This is a genomic window from Nocardia sp. NPDC003726 (assembly GCF_053586955.1).
Genome location: NZ_JBSFNF010000002.1, coordinates 343,849 through 362,987 on the forward strand (window position 1 = coordinate 343,849; position 19,139 = coordinate 362,987).

At 69.9% G+C, this 19,139-nt stretch carries 19 protein-coding genes; 5 read left to right on the forward strand and 14 right to left on the reverse strand.

Annotation, left to right across the window (positions count from 1 at the left end; genetic code table 11):
- Positions 1-122 precede the first annotated feature (122 nt).
- Positions 123-473 (forward strand): hypothetical protein, encoded by a 351-nt coding sequence (locus ACWDMM_RS04035; RefSeq protein WP_195077554.1) that lies wholly within the window; start codon positions 123-125, stop codon positions 471-473.
- Between the two features lie 34 nt (positions 474-507).
- Here ACWDMM_RS04035 and ACWDMM_RS04040 read toward each other — a convergent pair whose 3' ends face one another.
- From ACWDMM_RS04040 to ACWDMM_RS04065, 6 genes are all read right to left on the reverse strand, one after another.
- Positions 508-1,602, reverse strand: coding sequence for a methyltransferase (locus ACWDMM_RS04040; protein WP_323123916.1), 1,095 nt, complete (start codon positions 1,600-1,602; stop codon positions 508-510).
- A 40-nt stretch (positions 1,603-1,642) separates the two neighbouring features.
- Positions 1,643-2,425 carry a MerR family transcriptional regulator gene (locus tag ACWDMM_RS04045; protein WP_195077555.1) on the reverse strand — a complete coding sequence of 261 codons (783 nt, stop codon included), beginning with the start codon at positions 2,423-2,425 and terminating at the stop codon, positions 1,643-1,645.
- Positions 2,426-2,518: 93 nt separating this feature from the next.
- Positions 2,519-4,024 carry a flavin-containing monooxygenase gene (locus ACWDMM_RS04050; protein WP_357104519.1) on the reverse strand — a complete coding sequence of 502 codons (1,506 nt, stop codon included), beginning with the start codon at positions 4,022-4,024 and terminating at the stop codon, positions 2,519-2,521.
- Positions 4,025-4,035: 11 nt separating this feature from the next.
- Complete coding sequence (locus ACWDMM_RS04055) at positions 4,036-4,965, reverse strand: ferritin-like domain-containing protein (RefSeq protein ID WP_397069926.1); 930 nt, start codon at positions 4,963-4,965, stop codon at positions 4,036-4,038.
- Between the two features lies 1 nt (position 4,966).
- Positions 4,967-5,869: an SDR family NAD(P)-dependent oxidoreductase gene (locus ACWDMM_RS04060; protein ID WP_195077557.1), complete on the reverse strand. Its 903-nt coding sequence runs from the start codon at positions 5,867-5,869 to the stop codon at positions 4,967-4,969.
- A gap of 1 nt (position 5,870) precedes the next feature.
- Positions 5,871-6,857: an alpha/beta hydrolase gene (locus ACWDMM_RS04065; RefSeq protein WP_449935843.1), complete on the reverse strand. Its 987-nt coding sequence runs from the start codon at positions 6,855-6,857 to the stop codon at positions 5,871-5,873.
- A gap of 84 nt (positions 6,858-6,941) precedes the next feature.
- Between ACWDMM_RS04065 and ACWDMM_RS04070 the strand changes: the two genes are divergently transcribed.
- Both ACWDMM_RS04070 and ACWDMM_RS04075 read left to right on the forward strand, forming a co-directional pair.
- Positions 6,942-7,385, forward strand: coding sequence for a GrpB family protein (locus ACWDMM_RS04070; protein ID WP_357462237.1), 444 nt, complete (start codon positions 6,942-6,944; stop codon positions 7,383-7,385).
- Entirely contained in the window at positions 7,309-7,512 is a 204-nt protein-coding gene (locus tag ACWDMM_RS04075) for a GrpB family protein (protein ID WP_449935990.1), read from the forward strand. Before ACWDMM_RS04070 ends, ACWDMM_RS04075 begins: the two co-directional genes overlap by 77 nt.
- Before the next feature lie 35 nt (positions 7,513-7,547).
- On the opposite strand, the gene ACWDMM_RS04080 is transcribed toward ACWDMM_RS04075, so the two are convergent.
- Positions 7,548-8,498 (reverse strand): D-isomer specific 2-hydroxyacid dehydrogenase family protein, encoded by a 951-nt coding sequence (locus ACWDMM_RS04080; protein WP_449935846.1) that lies wholly within the window; start codon positions 8,496-8,498, stop codon positions 7,548-7,550.
- Positions 8,499-8,577: 79 nt separating this feature from the next.
- Positions 8,578-9,546 carry a non-homologous end-joining DNA ligase gene (gene ligD / locus ACWDMM_RS04085; RefSeq protein WP_449935848.1) on the reverse strand — a complete coding sequence of 323 codons (969 nt, stop codon included), beginning with the start codon at positions 9,544-9,546 and terminating at the stop codon, positions 8,578-8,580.
- Between the two features lie 111 nt (positions 9,547-9,657).
- On the opposite strand from ligD, the gene ACWDMM_RS04090 reads away from it, so the two are divergent.
- A complete protein-coding gene (locus ACWDMM_RS04090) occupies positions 9,658-9,900 on the forward strand; it encodes a hypothetical protein (RefSeq protein ID WP_195077561.1) in 243 nt (80 codons plus the stop codon).
- Positions 9,897-10,205 carry a hypothetical protein gene (locus ACWDMM_RS04095; protein WP_323123914.1) on the forward strand — a complete coding sequence of 103 codons (309 nt, stop codon included), beginning with the start codon at positions 9,897-9,899 and terminating at the stop codon, positions 10,203-10,205. Before ACWDMM_RS04090 ends, ACWDMM_RS04095 begins: the two co-directional genes overlap by 4 nt.
- Positions 10,206-10,339: 134 nt before the next feature.
- Here ACWDMM_RS04095 and ACWDMM_RS04100 read toward each other — a convergent pair whose 3' ends face one another.
- From ACWDMM_RS04100 to ACWDMM_RS04125, 6 genes are all read right to left on the reverse strand, one after another.
- The gene (locus ACWDMM_RS04100; RefSeq protein ID WP_449935850.1) at positions 10,340-11,563 is read right to left on the reverse strand and encodes an FAD-dependent monooxygenase; all 1,224 of its coding nucleotides are present in this window, start codon (positions 11,561-11,563) and stop codon (positions 10,340-10,342) included.
- 307 nt (positions 11,564-11,870) lie between these two features.
- Entirely contained in the window at positions 11,871-13,985 is a 2,115-nt protein-coding gene (locus ACWDMM_RS04105; RefSeq protein WP_449935853.1) for a RecQ family ATP-dependent DNA helicase, read from the reverse strand.
- Positions 13,986-14,104: 119 nt separating this feature from the next.
- Complete coding sequence (locus ACWDMM_RS04110; RefSeq protein ID WP_324722343.1) at positions 14,105-14,959, reverse strand: alpha/beta fold hydrolase; 855 nt, start codon at positions 14,957-14,959, stop codon at positions 14,105-14,107.
- A 377-nt stretch (positions 14,960-15,336) separates the two neighbouring features.
- Positions 15,337-16,560, reverse strand: a complete 1,224-nt coding sequence (locus ACWDMM_RS04115; protein WP_195077918.1) for an RtcB family protein — start codon at positions 16,558-16,560, stop codon at positions 15,337-15,339.
- Positions 16,561-16,650: 90 nt separating this feature from the next.
- A complete protein-coding gene (locus tag ACWDMM_RS04120; RefSeq protein WP_449935855.1) occupies positions 16,651-17,730 on the reverse strand; it encodes an amidohydrolase family protein in 1,080 nt (359 codons plus the stop codon).
- A 1-nt stretch (position 17,731) separates the two neighbouring features.
- Positions 17,732-19,102, reverse strand: a complete 1,371-nt coding sequence (locus ACWDMM_RS04125) for a type I glutamate--ammonia ligase (RefSeq protein ID WP_195077566.1) — start codon at positions 19,100-19,102, stop codon at positions 17,732-17,734.
- Between the last annotated feature and the right edge of the window lie 37 nt (positions 19,103-19,139).

Sequence of the window (19,139 nt, forward strand, 5' to 3'; positions counted from 1 at the left end):
CGGCCTGAAAAACCCTGGTTCGCGACGGTGTCGTGCTCGACCCTCCCCTTCTGTTCTGCTGAAATAAGAGAAAGGCACGGCAACGACCGGGTAGGAATGCGATCTGCCGAGGAGGAATTGCGGTGCACACCATGAAGCGGCAGCTGGGCGCGGGAGCCGTTCTGTCTTTCCTGGCCGGTGGCCTCGTCTGCGCTGGAGCCGGGCCCGCCGCAGCGGAACCCGGCGGCTGCTATGTCGACCGTGGCGTCACCGATGCGGCCGCGTTGTGCCACAGCGGTGAAGGGGCGTCGGTGCTCGAGGCCGAATGCCTCGGCTTCTTCCTGCCGTCGGAGCGGTCCACGCCGGTGTTCGGCTACTACAGCGGCTTCGAGTCGCGACAGACGCCGGTCGGCAAGCCGATGCGCGTCACCTGTGTCTCCGAGGGCGCCGTGGGGATCGCCACGCTCGCGTTCATCGTCCCCGCGACGTCGTAACACCGCGAATCGGCGCCGACCGGGATCGCGGCGGTCAGCTCGGCCTGGCCTCGAGCACGTTGTCGGGGGAAGCCGTCGGCACGCGCCGGATCAGCGTGAATCCGTGCCCGGCGAGGAAGTCGCGGTACTCGGCCTCGGTGCGTTCCCGTCCGCCCGCGTTGACCAGCATCTCCAAGTCGATGTACTTGCTCGGATGCGGTGCGGTGTGTTCGGGGACGACCAATTCCACGAGCAGCAACCGCGCGTGCGGTGGCATGGCCGCGCGCACGGTACGCAGGATGCGCCCGGCGTCCGGCTCGGCCCAGTCGTGCAGGATGTGCTTGAGGATGTAGGCGTCCGCTCCCTTCGGAACGCGGTCGAAGAAGGAGCCGGCTTCCACCGCGCAGCGATCGGCCAGGCCGAGGGCGGCGAGCCGGGCCGGGGCCGCGGCCACCACTTCGGGCAGGTCGAACAGGATGCCGCGCGACCGGGGAGCGCGGCGCAGGATTTCGGTGAGCAGCGAACCCTCGCCGCCGCCGACGTCGACCAGGGTCTCGTAGCGGCCGAAATCGTAGGCGGCCAGCAGCGATTCCATCGACAGGGTACCGATGCTGCTCATCGCCCGGTCGAACAGTTCGCCGAGTTCCCGGTCGTGCTGGACGTATTCGAAGAACGGCATCCCGTCGAGTTTCACGCCGACCGGTTCACCGGTGCGCACGGCGTCGACCAGGTGCGTCCAATGGTTGCGGTGGCCGGGCGAACCGAAGAACAGCACCGCGTCGCGCAACGACACGTCCGAGTCGCGGCACAGGGCGCGCGCCATCGGCGTCAGCGCGTACCGCCCGTCGCGCCGCTGGGTGAAGATGCCGTGGCTGATCAGCAGCCGCAGCAACCGTCGCAGCGCGTCTTCGTCGGCGCCGACCGCCGCCGCGAGGTCCGCACCCCGCCGCGGCCCAGCCGCGAGCGCGTCGGCCACGCCGAGCGCCGCGGCGGCGTGGATGGCCTGCGTGATCCAGCCGGCGGCGATCAGCTCCATCAGCGCGAGGTGCCCCGGCACCAGCTTGCGGAACGCGACGGCCATGGCGGCGCGCACCGATTCGACGGCCCGTACCAGCGGCAGTGGCGGAATTCTCGGTCGATCGGACGCCACGGCGACTCCATCCGTCGAAGGTAGGCACTCTGCGCTTCGTCTAGGAGGGTACGTCGCGGCCGGATTCGCTGCGCTGTTTGTCGCGCTCGGCGGCGGTGGCGAGATAGTCGCCGAGTTCGCGGCGCAGCGTGACGTCCAGCGAGCGGGCGAGCGTGGCGTGCACCGAGGCCACCGCCAGCTCGCGCATCTTGTTGAGCATCGTTGTGGTCTCGGCGATCTCGCTGCTGGTGTCGGGCATCCAGCCGGGGCCGTGCTCGTCGATGATGTGCTGTTTGGCGGCGGTGATCATGATGTGCGTGATGTCATCGATCCGGTCGGCCACCTTGGCATAGATCTCGATGAGCGTGCGCAGCTCGAGGCCGTACTCGTGCAGTTCGGCGAACGAGGTGAGCAACTGGGTCTCGGTGAACACGACCGTGTCGCCCTCCAGCCGGACCAGCCGCATCTCGCGCAGCCGGTCCACCAGCTCGTCGGCCTCGGCGCCGAGGATGGTGCCGATCAGCTCGCGCGGCACCTCGAAGGTCTCGTCCTTGGCCCAGGACGCCGTCACGGCGTGTTGCAGGCCCAGCACCTCGGTCAGGTCCTTGCCGGTCTCCCAGCTGGTGATGAAGTCGGCGATGTGCGCGGTGGTGAAGCCGCGCTGCAGCAGCGCGTCGATCAAGCGCAGCCGCTCGAGGTGGGCGTCGTCGTAGATGCTGGCCCTGCCGTCCTTGCCGACCGGCGGCGGCAGCAGCCCGCGCTCCTGGTAGGCGCGCACGTTGCGGGTGGTGGTGCCCGCGGCGCGCGCGAGGTCATCGATCCGGTACTCCGGCGTCGACCTCACCTCCCTCGCTGACCACGGCGCCGATGACCGGCGGCGCGCCGTAGAACTCCCTGCGGACCGAGTCTATCGTCCGCGCCGCCGGTGTTCCGGCACCTAGGAAACCGGCGCCACTCGTTGTCGCCGCTGGTCGGCGGTCGATTCGACCACCAGGTAGTCGTCGAGATCGACCTTGCGCAGCTGATGGACGTACTGGGTGGCGAAGCCCGGGTACATGGTCGCGTTGAAGCCGTCCTCGGTGAGATACCAGCTGCGGCATCCCGAGTTCCAGGTGGTGGCCGACAACTTGCGCTGGATGGCGGCGTTGTAGCGGTCCTGCCGGTCGCGCCGCACGTCCAGCATGCGCAGGTTCCGGTCCAGGATGATGCCGATCGCGCCGACGAGGTAGTCGATCTGGGCTTCCATGTACACCAGCGCCGAGTTGTGTCCCGGGCCGGAGTTGGGTCCGAACGTGAGATAGAGGTTGGGATAACCGGAGACGGCGACGCTCTTGTAGGCGTAGGCCCCGCGCGACCATTCGTCCGCGAGAACCCGGCCGTCGCGTCCGACCACCGGAACGGGCGTCCCGGTTTTCGAGACGTCGAAACCGGTCGCGAAGACGATGCAATCCGCCTGGTGCTCGATGCCTTCCGCGGTGCGGATGCCGTGCTCGGAGATCCGGGCGATCGGCCACGTGATCAGCTTGCAGTTGTCCCGTTGCAGGGCGGGGTAGTAGTCGTCGGTCATCAGCAGGCGTTTGCAGCCCGCGCGGAAGTCAGGGGTGAGCTGGCGGCGCAGCCATGGATCCTTGACCTGCCTGCGCAACTGGGCTTTGCCGACCAGTTCGACCACCCTGGTCAGCGGCGTGTTCCAGACCACGCCCAGCGCAACCGACTCGTGGCCGTAGAACCATGCCCGCCGCGCCAGCTGCTCGGCCGCGGGCACCCGGCGGTAGAGCTCCTTGGTCAAGCCGTTGGTCTGCCGGTCGACCCGTGGCAGCACCCAGCCGGGCGTGCGCTGGAAAACCTTCACCGAGGCGGCCTTCTCCACCAGCTCCGGGATGATCTGGACCGCGCTGGCCCCGGTGCCGACGACGGCGACGCGTTTGCCGGTGAAGTCGTAGTCGTGATCCCAGCGGGCACTGTGGATCTTGTGGCCTTTGTAGGTCTCGATCCCGCGGATGTCCGGGAAACTGGCGTTGGCCAGCGGGCCGGACGCCAGCACGACGGTGCGGGCGAGGATCGGCTCCGCGTGGCCGTCGACCGCAATCTCCCAGACTCCCGCCCGCTCGTCGAACACCATGCCGGAAACGTTGTGTCCGAGCCGGATGTGCGGACCGAGCCGGAACTGCGCTGCCATCGTCTCGATGTAGCCGAGGATCTCGTTGCTGCCGGAGTAGGTGCGCGACCAGTTCGGGTTCGGCGCGAAACTGTAGGAGTACAGCCGCGACGGAATGTCGCATGCCGCACCGGGATAGGTGTTGTCGCGCCAGGTGCCGCCGATCGCGGCGCCGCGTTCGAGGATCGCGAAATCGCGGATCCCGCGTTGCTTCAGCCGGATGGCCGTGCCGATTCCGGCGAACCCGCCGCCGATGACGGCGACGTCGAGGGTGTGCGTGCTCATCGGATTCCCTGTCATGCGGCGGGCTCGTAGGTCAGTTCCTTCGACCACGTGGGGTTGTTGCGCAGCAGCGTCTTCGGCACCAACCCGGTGATCTTCACCAGCGCGTCGGCCACCAGGTGATACGGGTGTCCGCGGTCGATCACCCAGCTGCCGTGCATCTTCACGATCTGGTACATCGGCAGCCTGCGGGCGAATTCGCTGCGCTCGCCCACGTTCGCGTACCGCTTGAGCGCCCCGTAGAGCTTCTCCTCGTCCACGCCCATCGCGACGATGTTGTCGCGCATCTTGTTCAGCAGCGGGACGTAACTCAGCACGCCGATGATCAGCGACGGCTTGGCCCAGCCGCCGACCAGGTCGATGAGCAGCTTGCGCATTTCCGCGTGGCCGAGCAGGTCCATCACGGCGAAGTCGACGGCGAGGTGGCGGGATTCGTCGGAGTTGATCTTCTTGAACGCCTCCTGGCAGACCGGGTCCTCGATCTCGTCCATGATGAACTTGATCAGCGCGCCGTCGAGCGCGACCTCGAGCATCGGGATGACCGTGCCGAGGAACGACAGCGACATGTCGTCGGAGTACTTGTCCAGGAAGTCGATCACCAGCTTGACGTTGACGTTCGGCTGCGGGATCTCGTCACCCTCCAGCATGCCCCACCGGCGCATCAGCGCCAGCTCGGCGTTCGCGTGCTTCTGCTCCTCGGCATGGAAATAGCGGTAGATCTCGCGCAGCGTCTCGTTCGGCGCCTTCTTGGCCATCGCCGCGAAGCCGCGCGCGCCCACGTTCTCGATCCACATCAGATCGGCCATGAACGGCTTGAGCTTGGCGTGCAGTTCCGGCGTGATCGTCTCGGCGCCGGGAGCGTCCCAGTCGATGTCGGCCAGCGCCCACTGGCGGTCCTTGATCTTGCGGAGCATGTCCTCGAAGTCCATCGCGATGGCGGCCATGTCAGACTCCTGTCTTGTCGGTGACCGACGTGCGGTCGGCGGGGCTCGAGTCGTCCTGGGGCAGCAGCCGCTCCAGGAGCCCGAGGGCGAAGGTGTACTGCGCGGGGAAGTACCGCTTGAGCAGCCAGACGACGTGCGCGTCCACCTGGGGGAGCACGTAGAGTTGCCCGCGGTCGTGCGCGTCCAGCGCGGTGCGCGCGACGCGCTCGGGGGAGAAACCGGTCCAGCGCATGAGGAAGTCGGCCAGCTGCGCCGACGCCTCGGTGATCCGGCCGTCACGGGCGACGTTGGTGCGGACGAACGTCGGGCACAGAACCGTGACCGCGACGCCGGAGCCGCTCAGTTCGGCCGCCATGGTCTCCGACAGCGACAGCACGCCCGCCTTGGACACGTTGTAGGCGGCCATCGAGGGGGCCGCGGCGAATCCGGCGGCCGAGGCGACGTTGATGATGCCGCCGCGCCCGGCGGCGCGCAGAAGCGGGGCGAAGACTTCGCAGCCGTGCACCACGCCCCACAGATTGATGCCGAGGGCCCACTGCCAATCGTCGAAACCGATGTTCCCCACCGGTTTTCCGCCGATGCCGACGCCCGCGTTGTTGATCACCAAGCTGACCGGGCTCTCGAAGAGGGTTTCGGCGAAGCGGGCGAGCAACTCCACGTCTTCCCGTTGCGCGACGTCGCAGCGGAAGGCGTGCGCGGCGCCGGGGTGATCGCGTTCGATCAGGGCGACCGTCTCGTCGGCGCGTGCCTCGTCGATGTCGGCGCAGATCACCCGGCCGCCGCGGGCGGCGATCTCCAGGGCGAACGCGCGGCCGATGCCGCTGCCCGCGCCGGTGACGACGGCTCGCGCGCCGTGCGTGCGCCGGGTGCGGCCCAGGGCCGCCAACTTGTCCAATCCGAACATCTCAGCTCACCTTTTTCGTGCCGGAGGTAGCGACCAGCGCCGCGCGCAGGAAGTCGGCGGCGCGGGCGAGGGCCTGGTCGGCCTCGGGCACCACCATGGGAAGGGCCTGGAAGACGTGCAGTTGTCCGGGCCAGATCTCGAGTTCGCAGCTGCCGCCCGCGCGCCGGACCATCTCGCACAGCGCCTGCGCGTCGGCGCCGAGCATCTCGGTGCCGCCGACCTGCACCAGGATCGGCGGCAGCGCGAGACCGTCCGGGATGGTCAGTCGCAGGCGCGCCGCGTCGGCCGGGTGGCCGCTGGTGTAGGCCGCGGGCAGTCTGCTCGCGGCGGCGGCGGAGATCAGCGGATCGGTCCGGACGCGTTCCCGTTCGGCCGCGAGGCCGAGGGTGAGGTCGAGCAGCGGGGAGAACATCGCCACGGCCGCGGGTTGCGGTCGTCGGTGCCGTCCGTTCTCGACCAGCAGGTCCAGTGCGAGATGACCGCCCGCGGAGTCGCAGGCGATCACCAGGTCGTCCGCGGCGATGCCACGACCGAGCAGCCAGCGGTAGCCCGCCTCGACGTCGTCGGCCGCGGCCGGGAACCGGTGTTCGGGCGCGAGGCGGTAGTCGGTGAGGAAGACGGGGAGCCCGGTCTTGGCCGACAGCCGGGCGGCGAGCCCGCGATGGGTGCGCGCCGAGCAGATCACGTATCCGCTGCCGTGGATGTAGTAGACGGCCCGCGTTCCGAACGGCACGCCCGCCGCCCAAACCCATTCGCCGCGCACCGCGCCCGACCGGATCTGGGTGACGGAAGTGCCTGCCGGAACGGGACCACCGACGGCCATCAGAGTGGCGATGAGTTTGCGTGCGAACCACACGCCCGGCGCGTTCATCGGAACCGCGCAGTTCAGCGGACGCAGGGTGAGCCTGGTGGCCGCCGCGGTCAGAGTGGCGCGTGCCGAGGGCGCGGTGGGAACACCGGGGACCGAGGTCCTCGTCGACCTTGTCATGCGCTAAGAATCAGTGATGAATGTGCCAGTTGTCAATGGCACATTTATAGGAGGCTGATTTGTCTCCCGATTTACCGTGGAGGTATGGCCACGTTGGACGACGCCGGCATCGCGGCCGCGACGGTCGGCGCACTGCAGCCCTATGCGGTCACGGTGGTGCTCGAGGAGTACAACCCGGCGTGGCCGGTCTGGTACGCGGAAGAAGAAGCCGCGATACGGGCGGCGCTCGGCGATGTCGCCGTGCGGATCGAGCACACCGGGTCCACGTCGGTTCCGGGACTCGCGGCCAAGGCGTTGATCGACATCCTGCTCCTGGTTCCGGATGCCGCCGACGAGGCCGCCTATCTACCCGCGCTCGAGGCTGCCGGATATGCGTTGCGTATCCGGCAACCGGACTCGCTGTCTCGTGCGCCGTGTGGAAAGCGGTGCGCCATGGAGCGTGAACCTGCACGTGCTCTCGCCGGAATCGGGCGCGCACGAGATCGAGCGGATCCTTGCTTTCCGCGACCGGCTGCGCACACACGATGACGATCGAGCGTTTTACGAGCACGCCAAACGGCGACTGGCGCAGCGTCGATGGAAGTTCGTGCAGCACTATGCCAACGCCAAGAGTGAGGTCATCGAGGAAATCCTGGGGCGGGCACTGTCCGGCTGAGACATTCGGATGCCGCGCCGCCCGAACGGATTGCGTCAGTACCCGAGCGCGGGATCGACCGGCGCGAGGAACGGGCGGCCCTCGATGAAACGCTCGACGTTCGCTTGGACGTGGTCGGCGAAGGCCGCCAAGCGCAGCTGCGGCGGATTCGAATCATGCGGAGTGACAATGGCATTCGGCAGCGACCAGAGTGGATGGCCCGTCGGGAGCGGCTCGGGGTCGGTGACGTCCAGCCCGGCGCCGCCGATCGCGCCCGAGCGCAGCGCGGCCACCAGCGCGTCGGTGTCGATGAGGCTGCCGCGGGCGACGTTGACGATCCAGGAGGACGGCTTGAGCCGCGCGAGTTCGTCCGCGCCGATGAGGTGCCTGGTCTCGGGCGTGGCGGGCGCGGCGACCACCACGTGATCGGTGTGCGGCCAGACCCGGCCGAGATGCTCGGTGGAGATCGTCTCGACCGACGGCGGAATGCCGGGGCCGGTGACCGGCCGTCCGCTACGGTTCACCGCGATGATGTGCGCGCCGAGCGGCGTCAGCATCGGGATCAGCGCCCGGCCGATGCCGCCCGCGCCGACGATCGTCACCGTCTTGCCGCGCAGGGTGTCGACGTGCGGGAAGAAGTCCTGTTGCCGCCAGTCCGCCGCGCGCAGGTGCTCGGGCAGGTAGCGGACGCCCGCGAGCAGCAGCATCAGCGCGTGCTCGGCCACGCTCGCCGCGAAAGCGCCTGCCGCGGAGGTGAACCGGACGCCGGGATGTCTGGCGATGACGCCCGCGGCGAACCATTCCTCGATACCGGCGGCCGGCAGCTGCACCCACTCCACACCGGCGGGCAGCTGCTCCGGGAACTCGCCCGGACCGCCGACCCAGATCAGTCCCCGCGCCTCGTCCGGATCGGAGATGGCGGCGCCCGCCTCGATCACGGCCTTCTCCAGCAACGTGGGAGGAGGATCGATGGGGCTGATCGCGATCGTCACTGCCTGCCGGTTCATGGCTGGACCTCCTTCGGAGCCGTAGGACGTGGTCGCGAGCGGGTGGACGTTGCGACCGTAGCACCGCGTCGGCGCGGCACTAGGCCCCGCTCTGCTCGTCGTCGAGCTCCACGTCCACCTTGTCCCGCTCGGCCCACTCCAGGAGAGGATCCAGCTGGAACACCGCGTCGTCCATGCCCGCGTGCAGATCGCCGAGTTCGGCGAAGCGAGCGGGAACGGTGGACATGGTGAAGTCGCGCGGATCGATGTCGGGAATCTCGTCCCAGCGTACCGGCGTGGAGACCGTGGCGGCGGGGACGCCGCGCACCGAGTAGGCGGCGGCGATGGTGTGATCGCGCGCGTTCTGGTTGTAGTCGACGAACAGCATCTTCGGGTCGCGGTCGCGCCGCCACCACGTGGTGGTCACGTCATCGGGGGCGCGGCGCTCGACCTCGCGGGCGAACGCGAGCGCCGCCCGGCGCACCTCCTGGAATCCCCAGTGCGGCGCGATCCGGACGTACACGTGCAGGCCCTTGCCGCCGGAGGTCTTCGGCCAACCGACAGCGCCGATCTCATCGAGGACCTCCCGCACCACCCCGGCGACGCGCTGCACCCGCGGCCACGGGCAGTCCGGCATCGGGTCGAGGTCGATGCGCCACTCGTCCGGACGCTCGGTGTCGGCGGCGCGGGAATTCCACGGATGGAACTCGACGGTCGACATCTGCACCGCCCAGATGACGTCGGCGAGCTTCTCGACGCACAACTCGTCGGCGTGCCGTCCGTAGCGCGGGAAGTACACCCGCACAGTCGGAATCCACTCCGGCGCGCCCGAAGGTAGCCGCTTCTGATGCACCTTGTCGCCCGCCAGTCCTTTGGGAAACCGGTGCAGCATGCAGGGCCGGTCGCGCAGCGCGTTGACGATGCCGTCACCGACGCTCAGGTAGTACTGCACCAAGTCGAGCTTGGTCGCGCCGGACTCGGGGAAGTACACGCGGTCCGGGTTGGAGACGCGGAGCGTGTGGTCACCGACCTCCAGCTCGATCGCCGACCCGGTGGATTTGCTTGCCACGCGTCGACTCTAGTGGCCGAACCGAAGGATATCCGTGCACGAGCGCGAGCCGCCGCGACGGATGTGCCGTACCGCTCACCGCCGCCGCACCGCTCTGGTATGCATACCGGTATGAGCAAGGCGACGCGCGTGACCGTCACGCTGGACCCGCAGGTGGCCGAATGGGCCAGAGAGGCGGCCGATCGCCAGAACCGCAGTCTTTCGGCGGTGATCAACGCCGCGCTGCGCACCACGCTCGTGCACGACAGCCTGACCGCGCTGACCATCGATGAGGACGCCGAGCTGGCCGCCGCCTACGACGACGTGACGCTCACCCAGGCCGCCGCAGACGACGACGCCGACGGCGCCGCATGAGACGCGGTGAGGTCTGGCGCTACGCCCCGACCCTCAGTGACGGCACCCCCTTCCCGCGGCGCATGACAGTGGTGCTGGTGTCCGACTCCGCGGTGATCACTTCGCGCTATCGCTGGTTGCAAGTGGTTCCGCTGCGCGCCGCCGACCCCGGCCACGTACTGGCCACCCATACCGAGCACGGCTGGGCCGACACCCTGAAACTGCACCGCGCCTACCGGCCCTGGCTCACCGAACACCTCGGCGTGCTCACCCAGGAGGAAACGGAATCCCTGGACGCGCGCCTACGGGCCACGCTCAGTCTGTGACTTCGGCCGCGCCTTCGGCGCGAACGAGGAACAGGCTCGGTCTCGCTTCGCTCGAAACCTGTGGTTGGGGTGCGCTGGGCGCGTCGGGTGTCGATCTTCGGTGTGGGAGGTCCGAAGTGGTGGATTCTGGCCGCCTACTGTTTGGCCGACGTGGTGATCGGTGGATCGGCCGGGGTTTTGGAGTCCGGTACTCCTGCATAGTCCGGCAGCTCGACGCCATGGATCGCGCGTTCGATCAGCTCGGTGAACCATTCGCCGGTGAAATCGGGGCTCGGTTCGGTGTCCGGTCCGGGGACCTCGCGGCTGCGGGCGTGCAACCGGCCGATCTCCTGGTTGGCCTCGACGAACGAGCGCATCCGCGCCTCATAGTGGGTGAACCCGGTCTGCGGGTCCCACTCGGCGGCAGCCAGCTCTCCGGCCAGCAGGTAGGCGCCGACCAGGGCCAGCCCGGTGCCCTGCCCGGACATCGGTGACGAGCTGAACGCCGCGTCTCCCAGCAGCGCCACCCGTCCGTGCGACCAGCGGTCCATCACCACTTGGGCGACCTGGTCGAGGTAGAAGTCCGGGGTGTCGTCCAGGTGCGCGAGGATGCGCGGGGTCAACCAGCCCATGCCGGTCATCCGTTCGCGCAGCAGGCGCTTCTGGGCCGCGACGTCGCGGTAGTCGACCTCGAAGTCCCCGGAGGGGAAGGAGAACATGGCCATCGCCCGGGTGGCGTCCTGGACGGGCCGCAAGCCCGCGGAGCGCCCGGACTCCTGGTAGTCGATCAGCCAACCGTCCAGCCCGAACTCGTTGGGCACACTGTAGAAGGCCAGCACGTGCCCGAGATGGCGGACGAACCGCTCACGCGGCCCGAAGACCATCGTCCGCAACGAAGAGTGCAGCCCGTCGGCCCCGACCACCAGTTCGAAACGCCGCCGGTCACCGCCCTCGAAGACCACGTCGACCCCGTCCGCGTCCTGGGTGAGTTCGGCGATCCGGTCACCGAAGACGTACTCGACCTCGTCGCGGGTGTCGTCGTAGAGCACCCGCGACAGGTCCCCGCGCAGGATCTCGATCTCGGAGATGAACCCGTCGCCGCCGTCGTCGTCCGCGCGATAGGTCTCCAGCACCTTCCCGTCGGCGTCCACGATGTTGGCGCCTGCGGTCTTGGTGCGCGCCGCACGCACCGCCGCGTCCAGCCCCATCCGCCCGATGACCTCTTTGGTAACCCCGCGCGCGTCCACCGCTTGGCCACCCGGACGCAGCTCGGGGGCCCGCTCCACCACGGTCACCTCCGCGCCCCGCCGGTGCAGCCAGTGCGCCAGCGCGGGCCCCGCGATGCTCGCCCCCGCTACCAAAACCCTGATACCACTCACCGCTCCACCTACTCACCCGTCCGGATCGTCTGCTCGTCGACGCTTTCGCCGTCGAGCGAGACGTCGACGCCGAGAATCAACTCCCGCATCCAGTGCCTCCCTGTGCTTCCTCCCGCGCTGGAACGGTTCCAGCACCGGCCACCGCTGTCGGTGCGTCCAGAGGTACCGACGGCGGATCCACACAGAATTCATCGGTGCGGTACATGCGGAGGCACATTCTCAGGTGCGCGTCATGGGCGAAGCCGATCATGCCGGTCAGCGGGCGGGACGAACTCTGCACGCGGAGCAGCGGCACGCCCAGTTGTCGTTATGTCGGTGTGGCCAGGGCGAAGGGCAGGACGGCGTCGGCGCCCGCCGCTCGGAGGGCGTGGGCGGCGACGGTGAAGGTCCAGCCGGTGTCGGTGACGGCGTCCACCAGCAGGATCGGACCCGATACCTGGGTCAGGTCGGGAACCTCCCACGAGTCGAACAGGCCGGCGACCCGGTGCGCGGAGTTGGCCGCCGAGACGGGCGGGCGGTCCGGGCGGGTGCGCAGCGTGCCGAGATCGCGCAGGCGGCCGACCTCGGCGAGGCGGGCGGCGAGGGTGGCGGTGAGCACGGGGTGGCGCGGCGATTCCAGGGCTAGCACCGAGGTGGGGCGGGTTGTCCAATCCCATTCGCGCAGAACGGCGACGCAGGCTTCGAAGACCGCGTCGGGAACCGGGGCGTCGGGGCCGTCGAGCAGCGCGCGCAGTCGCTGCCCCCAGCCGAGGTCGGTCAGCCTGCCGAGCACGCGACCGGTCTCCGCGCCACCGGTGATCTTGCCCGACAAGGGGATTCCCAGCTTGGCCATACCGGTGGGCCACTGTTTGCGTGGCGCGAGGTCGAGGCCGGGACGGTCGAGCCTGGCCTTGGTCGCGGCCACCGCGTCGGCGGCGACGGTGCGGTCGGGGCGGTGGCCGGTGCAGTTGTCGCAGCGGCCGCAGCCGGGCGAATCCGCCGACAGCCCCGGGTCGTCGAGCTGGCGGCGCAGGAATTGCATGCGGCACTCGGCCGTCGATTGGTAGTCGATCATGGCCTGCTGCTCGGCCTCGCGGGCGATGGACAGGCGCTCGTAACGTTCGGTGTCGTAGGTCCACGGCCGGCCGGTGGCGATCCAGCCGCCGCGCACGCGGCGCACCGCGCCGTCCACGTCGAGCACCTTCAACACCATCTCCAGCCGGGAGCGGTTCAACTCCACCAGCGGCTCCAACGCCGCGGTGGACAACGCCCGCTCGGAGTCCAGCGCGTCGAGCACCGCGCGCACGATGTGCTCGCGGGGAAAGGCGACGGAGGCGAAGTAGCTCCAGATCCGCGCGTCCTCGGGGCCGGGCAGCAGGATCACCTCGGCCCGGTCGGTGCCGCGCCCGGCCCGTCCCACCTGCTGGTAGTAGGCGATGGGCGAGGAGGGCGCGCCGACGTGCACGACGAAACCGAGGTCGGGCTTGTCGAAGCCCATGCCGAGCGCGGACGTGGCGATGAGCGCCTTCACCTCGTTGTTCAGCAACGCCGCTTCGAGCGCCTCGCGTTCGGCCGGGTCGGTCTGCCCCGTGTAGGCGGCCACGGTGTGGCCGTGCGAGGCCAGCACGTCGGCGAGATCGTGCGCGGCGGCGACGGTGAGCGTGTAGACGATGCCGGAGCCGGGCAGCCGGTCGAGGTGCCCGCTGAGCCAGGCGGTGCGTTCCACGGCGTCGTCGAAGCGGACCACCGACAGGTGCAGCGACTCGCGATCCAGCGTGCCGCGCAGCACCAGGGTCTCGGTGCCGATCTGGGTGGCGACGTCGGTGACCACCCGGTCGTTGGCGGTGGCGGTGGTGGCGAGCACCGGGACGTCCGAGCCCAGGTCGGCGATCAGCGTGCGGATGCGCCGGTAGTCCGGCCGGAAATCGTGGCCCCAATCCGACACGCAGTGTGCTTCATCGATCACCACCAGCCCGGCGTCGGCCGCCAGCCGGGGCAGCACCTGATCGCGGAAATCCGGGTTGTTCAGCCGTTCCGGGCTGACCAGCAGCACGTCGACCGAACCCGCGGCGACCTGTGCGTGGATATCGTCCCACTCGGTGACATTGCCGGAGTTGATGGTGGCGGCGACCACGCCCGCACGGTGCGCCGCGGCGACCTGGTTGCGCATCAGCGCGAGCAGTGGCGAGACGATCACCGTCGGCCCCCTCCCGGCCCTGCGCAGCAGCTTGGCGGCGATGAAGTACACCGCCGACTTGCCCCAGCCGGTGCGCTGCACGACCAGGGCCCTGCGCCGCCGGACGACGAGCGCCTCGATCGCGGTCCACTGATCCTCCCGCAGCCCGGCGCCTGCCCCGGCCAGCTCACGCAGCAGCTGTTCGGCGTGCTCGCGCAGGCCGGGGGCCGTGAGGTCGAGCGGAGACGCGTCGGTGGCCGTGGTCATGGGCTCCATCGTGCCCGACGCCACCGACAGGCGGCCGGGGCGCCGCCGGTCGGTCAGCCGCGCGCGGCGCCTTCCGGCCACATACTCGCCACCCCGGGTGGCCTCGACGTGCGCCGTGATCAGGCGGGCCGCGTGGTAGCGGCCGCCAGCTCGGCCAGCCGGGCCCGGACCAGCTCCGGACGTTCCTCGAGGATGAAGTGGCCGCAGCTACGCACCAATTCCAGGCGGTAGTCGTCGGCACGCGCGGTTTCCTCGGCGGCGAGCGCTGGATGGATCGCCGCGTCTTCGACCCCGAACAGCGTGCGGATCGGGATCGTCGCCCGGCGTCGTTCGCCGCGGCCGGCCGAACGGGGGACTTCGCGCAGCAGGAAAGTGCGGTAGGTGTCGGTCGCGGTGCGGGCGCAGACGGGATCGCGGAAACGGTCCGAGTAGACGCGGACCGCCTCGGGCCCGAACGTCGCGCGATCGCGTACCGAGCCGGCGAAGACGAGCTCCAGGAAGCGGGTTCGCCGGTGCAAGTAGTCGCCGAACGCCGCGACGGCGGGCTGGTAGAGCAGAAACCGCCACGCGTGCGGGAGGAAGGTACGCGCCGTCTGCCACGGGTGCGCGATGTTGAGTGCGAGCAGCGCGTCGAATCGCTCCGGTTCGCGCAACACGAGCAGGTGGGCGATATAGCCGCCCCAATCGTGGCCGGCCAGCAGGGCCCGCTCGCAGCCGAGCTCGTCCAGCAACGCGAGCAGGTCGGAAGCGACGTCGTCCTTGGCCCATCGGTGCGGCGGGGGACCGGACCAGCCGTAGCCGGGCAGGTCCGGCGCGATGATCCGCAGCCCGTCCGGCGGATCGGCGAGCAGATGACGGTAGGCGTAGTGATGCTCGGGCCAGCCGTGCAATGCCAGCACCGGGCGTCCGTCGGGCGGACCCGCCTCGGTCACGTGGAAACGCACCCCACGGGCGGTGACGTAGGAGCGCCGCACGCCGGGAATCTCCGGCGGACCGGCCGCGGGGTCCGACTCAGGAGGGGGCGAGAAGAACGAAGGCCGCCAGCGCATATCCGATGGTATCGAGCGGGTCACCAGGACATCGAGACCGACACGAATCTCGGCTGACGCGCTCGTCGGCTTGTCGGCGCCACCGATCGGGATAGGCGTCGAGCGCCCGGCAGCGGTGATCCACGGTGGAGCGGCCGGGAGCGCCGGAACTCGAACGCCTGGAGAGCAGAGGCCGCTGTCGCGGAAATCGGGATGGGCGGGGCTCGGCCCGCTGTCGTCGGAGCCGCTTCGCCGCGGCCCTTGCGGCGATGCCGACCGCCGGACCAAGCGAATCGCCCGGCGGCAGTCGGCTCACGCGACGATCAGCCTTTGACGCAGAGCACCTGGCGCAGCGTCGCGACCACGTCGACCAGGTCCCGCTGTGCCGCGATGACCTCATCGATGTCCTTGTACGCGGCCGGGATCTCGTCCACCACGCCCGCGTCCTTGCGCGACTCGACTCCCTCGGTCTGGGCGATCAGATCGGCGACCGAGAACTGCCTCTTGGCCGCATTGCGGCTCATCCGCCGTCCCGCGCCGTGCGAGGCCGACTGGAACGAAGCCGGATTCCCTTTGCCGCGGACGACATACGAGCGGGTGCCCATCGAGCCGGGGATCAGCGCGAGGTCGCCCTCGCCCGCGCGTACGGCCCCCTTGCGGGTGACCAGCATGGGCACGCCGTCGATGATCTCCTCCGCCACATAATTGTGGTGGCAGCTGATGGGCTGCTCGAAACGCACACCGCGCTCGGCGAATTCGGCCGCGACCGCGCGGCAGACCAGGGCGAGCATCACCGCGCGGTTGCGCGCCGCGTACTCCTGCGCCCAGGTGAGGTCGCGCCGGTAGGCCTCCATCTCCGGCGTGCCGGAGACGAAGACCGCCAGGTCGCGGTCGGGCAGATCGGCGTTGTGCGGCAGCGTGCGCGCGATCGCCATGTGGCGCTCGGCGAGTTCCTTGCCGATGTTGCGGCTGCCCGAGTGCAGCAGAATCCAGACCCGGTCTTCGGTATCCAGGCAGATCTCGATGAAGTGGTTGCCGCCGCCGAGCGTGCCCATCTGCTTGTGCGCCTTGGACTCGCGCGCCCGCACCCCGTGGTCGAGCGCGGCGAACGAACCCCAGAACCGGTCCCAGCCCGCGCGCAGCGTCGCGGTGCTCGCACCGAGCCCGGCGACCTGGTGACCGAGCCGGGTGACGTCCACGGCGTCGCGATGCGCCTGGAAGCCGACCGGCACCGCCGCCTCGATGCGCGACCGCAGCGAACGCAGGCTGTCGGGCAGGTCGGCCGCGGTGAGATCGGTGCGCACGCTCTCCATGCCGCAGCCGATGTCCACGCCGACCGCGGCGGGTGACACCGCGTCCTTCATCGCGATCACCGAGCCGACCGTGGCTCCCTTGCCGAGGTGCACGTCCGGCATCACGCGGACGCCGTGGACCCATTTCAGCGCGGCGATGTTGCGCAGCTGCTGGAGCGCGGCCTGCTCGACATCGTGCTCATCGGCCCACATCAGCGTCTGCGCCTTGGTGCCGCGCAGCTCGACGGGAAACATGGTCTCGGTCCTTCCGTTGGTGTACGCCATCAACGGTAGGTATCGAGGACACCCGGCGCACCCGATTATCCGACCGCACGGTCGTGCCGGTCAGCCGACCGTCCGCGAGAACCGCGCGGGATAGACGCGCTCGGCATTCCCGTGGCCGAAGGCGCCGACCAAGGCTTTCGCGTCGGCGGTGGTGATCGCGTCGTCGGCGAGCCATTCGTCGACGAGCTTTCCGAGGCCACGCCGCCAGAGCAGCGCGCCGAGGTAGTGCAGCTCCGGCAGGCCGTAACCGTCGGAGGAATAGCACAGCGCCCGGAACGGGGCCAGCTCCAGCGTCTCGGCCAGCACGGCACCGGCCCGCTGTCCCACGTAGGGGATGGTCAGGCCGAGATCCAGATGGACGTGCTCGAAGACGTGCGCGAGGTAGGCGGCATGGCGGTGGAAGGGCCAGCAGTGCAGCAGCATCACCGACAGGCCGGTGCCCGCGGTCCGGCGCAGGAAGTCGGTGAGCAGCAGCGGGTCGCCGTGCCGCAGGCGCAGGTCGGGGTCACCGAAGCCGGTGTGGAATTGCAGCGGAAGACCGAGTTCGGCGCCGATGCGCGCGCCGAGGCCGACCAGCCAGCCGAGGACGTCCGGGTCGGTGAGCCGGTGTTCGGGCGCGAAACTGGTCGGCGGGTGATCCCGCAGCGGGAAGTCGAGACCGTATCGGTAGGCCACGATCGTCTTCAACCCGACGGCGCCCGCCGCCCGCGCACGCAGTTCCGCTTCGATCCGCTCGTACACCCCCGACACCGCGCCGACCTGCGCGACGACTTGCTCGGCCACCTCCTCGAGCCGGATCACCTCGCGCACCTCTCCGTCCACGAGAGCCGCGAAATCAGCGATGCCCCCGCCGATTCCGGTATCCAGGAACCATCGGTTCACCCCGGATGCGCGCAGCAGCCGGGCGGCCACCTCGCGGCCACCGAGCCGGGCGCGATGACGGAGGTAGACATCCGGGCCGACATGGGCGGGCAGATCGAGCGCGGGGGCGCACCAGCGGCGCACGGCGAGCCCGATCGCGGAGTCGAAACTGCCGCGCGCGCCTTCCCCGAGCAAGCGCTCGAAGCCGGGCCGATCCAGATCGCCGGTGTCCACCCCGTGACAGTGGTGGTCGGTGAGCCGGACATCGTCGGTGAGCATGTCAGAACCGCCAGCGGGTGAGGGCGACCAGCTCTTCGGCGCTCGCGGCGGCGTACCGCTCGGCCTCCGCGTGGCGCACGGTGAGCAGCGCGTCGTGCAGCTCGACGCCCATGGCGTCGGCGAGCACCTTCGAGGCGGCGAGATGGCCGGCGGCTTCGGACGGGGTGGTCGGCAGGCGGCGCACCTCCGACATCCTGTGGGCTTCGGCGTCGAAAGTCGCGGGGTCGCCGACGATCTCGGGCGGAAGACGCAACTGTTCGGCGACACCGGCGAGCCCGGCGGCGAGCACCGCCCCGACGATCAGGTACGGATTGCCGGTCGCGTCGAGACACTTGATCTCGGCGTTGGCCGCCCACGACTCGGTGCCGCGCACCCCGGTGACGAAGCGCAGCGCGGCCTCCCTGGTCTCGTGGCCCCAGCACTGCCAGACCCCCGCCCAGCGCGACGGCTCGGACCGCAGGAAGCTGGCCGGATTGCCCGCTCCGACCGCGACCAGCGCGGGCAGTTCCCGCAGCACCCCGGCCAGGAACGCCTCGCCGGACGGCCGCATGCCGTGCGGACCGTCGCCGCCGGCGAACAACGGTCCCTCCGCGTCGGCCACCGACAGGTGCAGATGCGCTCCGGAACCGGCTCCTCCCGGTTCGATGCACGGGGCCAGCAGCGCACGCCAGCCGTGCCGCGCGCTCACCTGCCGGATCGTGTGCCGCACCAGCACCGCCTGGTCGGCGGCCGTGACCGGTTCGGACGGTTCGACGGACAACTCCAATTGCGCGAGCGCGTATTCCGGATGGAACTGCGCCACGGTGACGCCCTGCCGCTCGAGCGCCGCGACCAGGTCGGCGGCGTAGTCGGCCACCTGTCCGAGCCGCACCAGGCCGTAGGCGGGGCCGTCGATCGCGGGTGTGAAACCGTCGGCGTCGTCGGCGCGGCCCACCGCCCATTCGGTCTCGAACGCCATGGACAACCGCAGCCCTGCCGCCCGCGCCGCCGCCGTCTGCCGGGCCGCGAAGTGGCGCTGGCAGGCGGCGAATCGGGTGCCGTCCTGGTTGTACTTGTCCGTGGGCGCCCACGCCCAGCCGGGTTGGCAGGCCAATTCGGTGAGCATGCTCAGATCGGGGACGAGCCGCAGATCGCCGTCGGGCCCGCCGAGATAGCGCCCGATCGCCATCAGGTCGTCGAAGGCGAAGGTCTCGAAGCACGGCGACACCCCGACGCCGTACCGGGACGCCGGATCGAGCCGCTGCCTGGGGACGGCTTTGACGCGCGTGATGCCCGCGTTGTCCACGAAGCTCAGCGCGACCATGGACGCGTCCAGCCGCTCGATCGGCGCGGGGTCGCCCTCGGCGGGGATGCGATCCGGCGTGGTGGCCATGCCCATCACGATATCGGCCCTGGCGCACCGGGAGCCG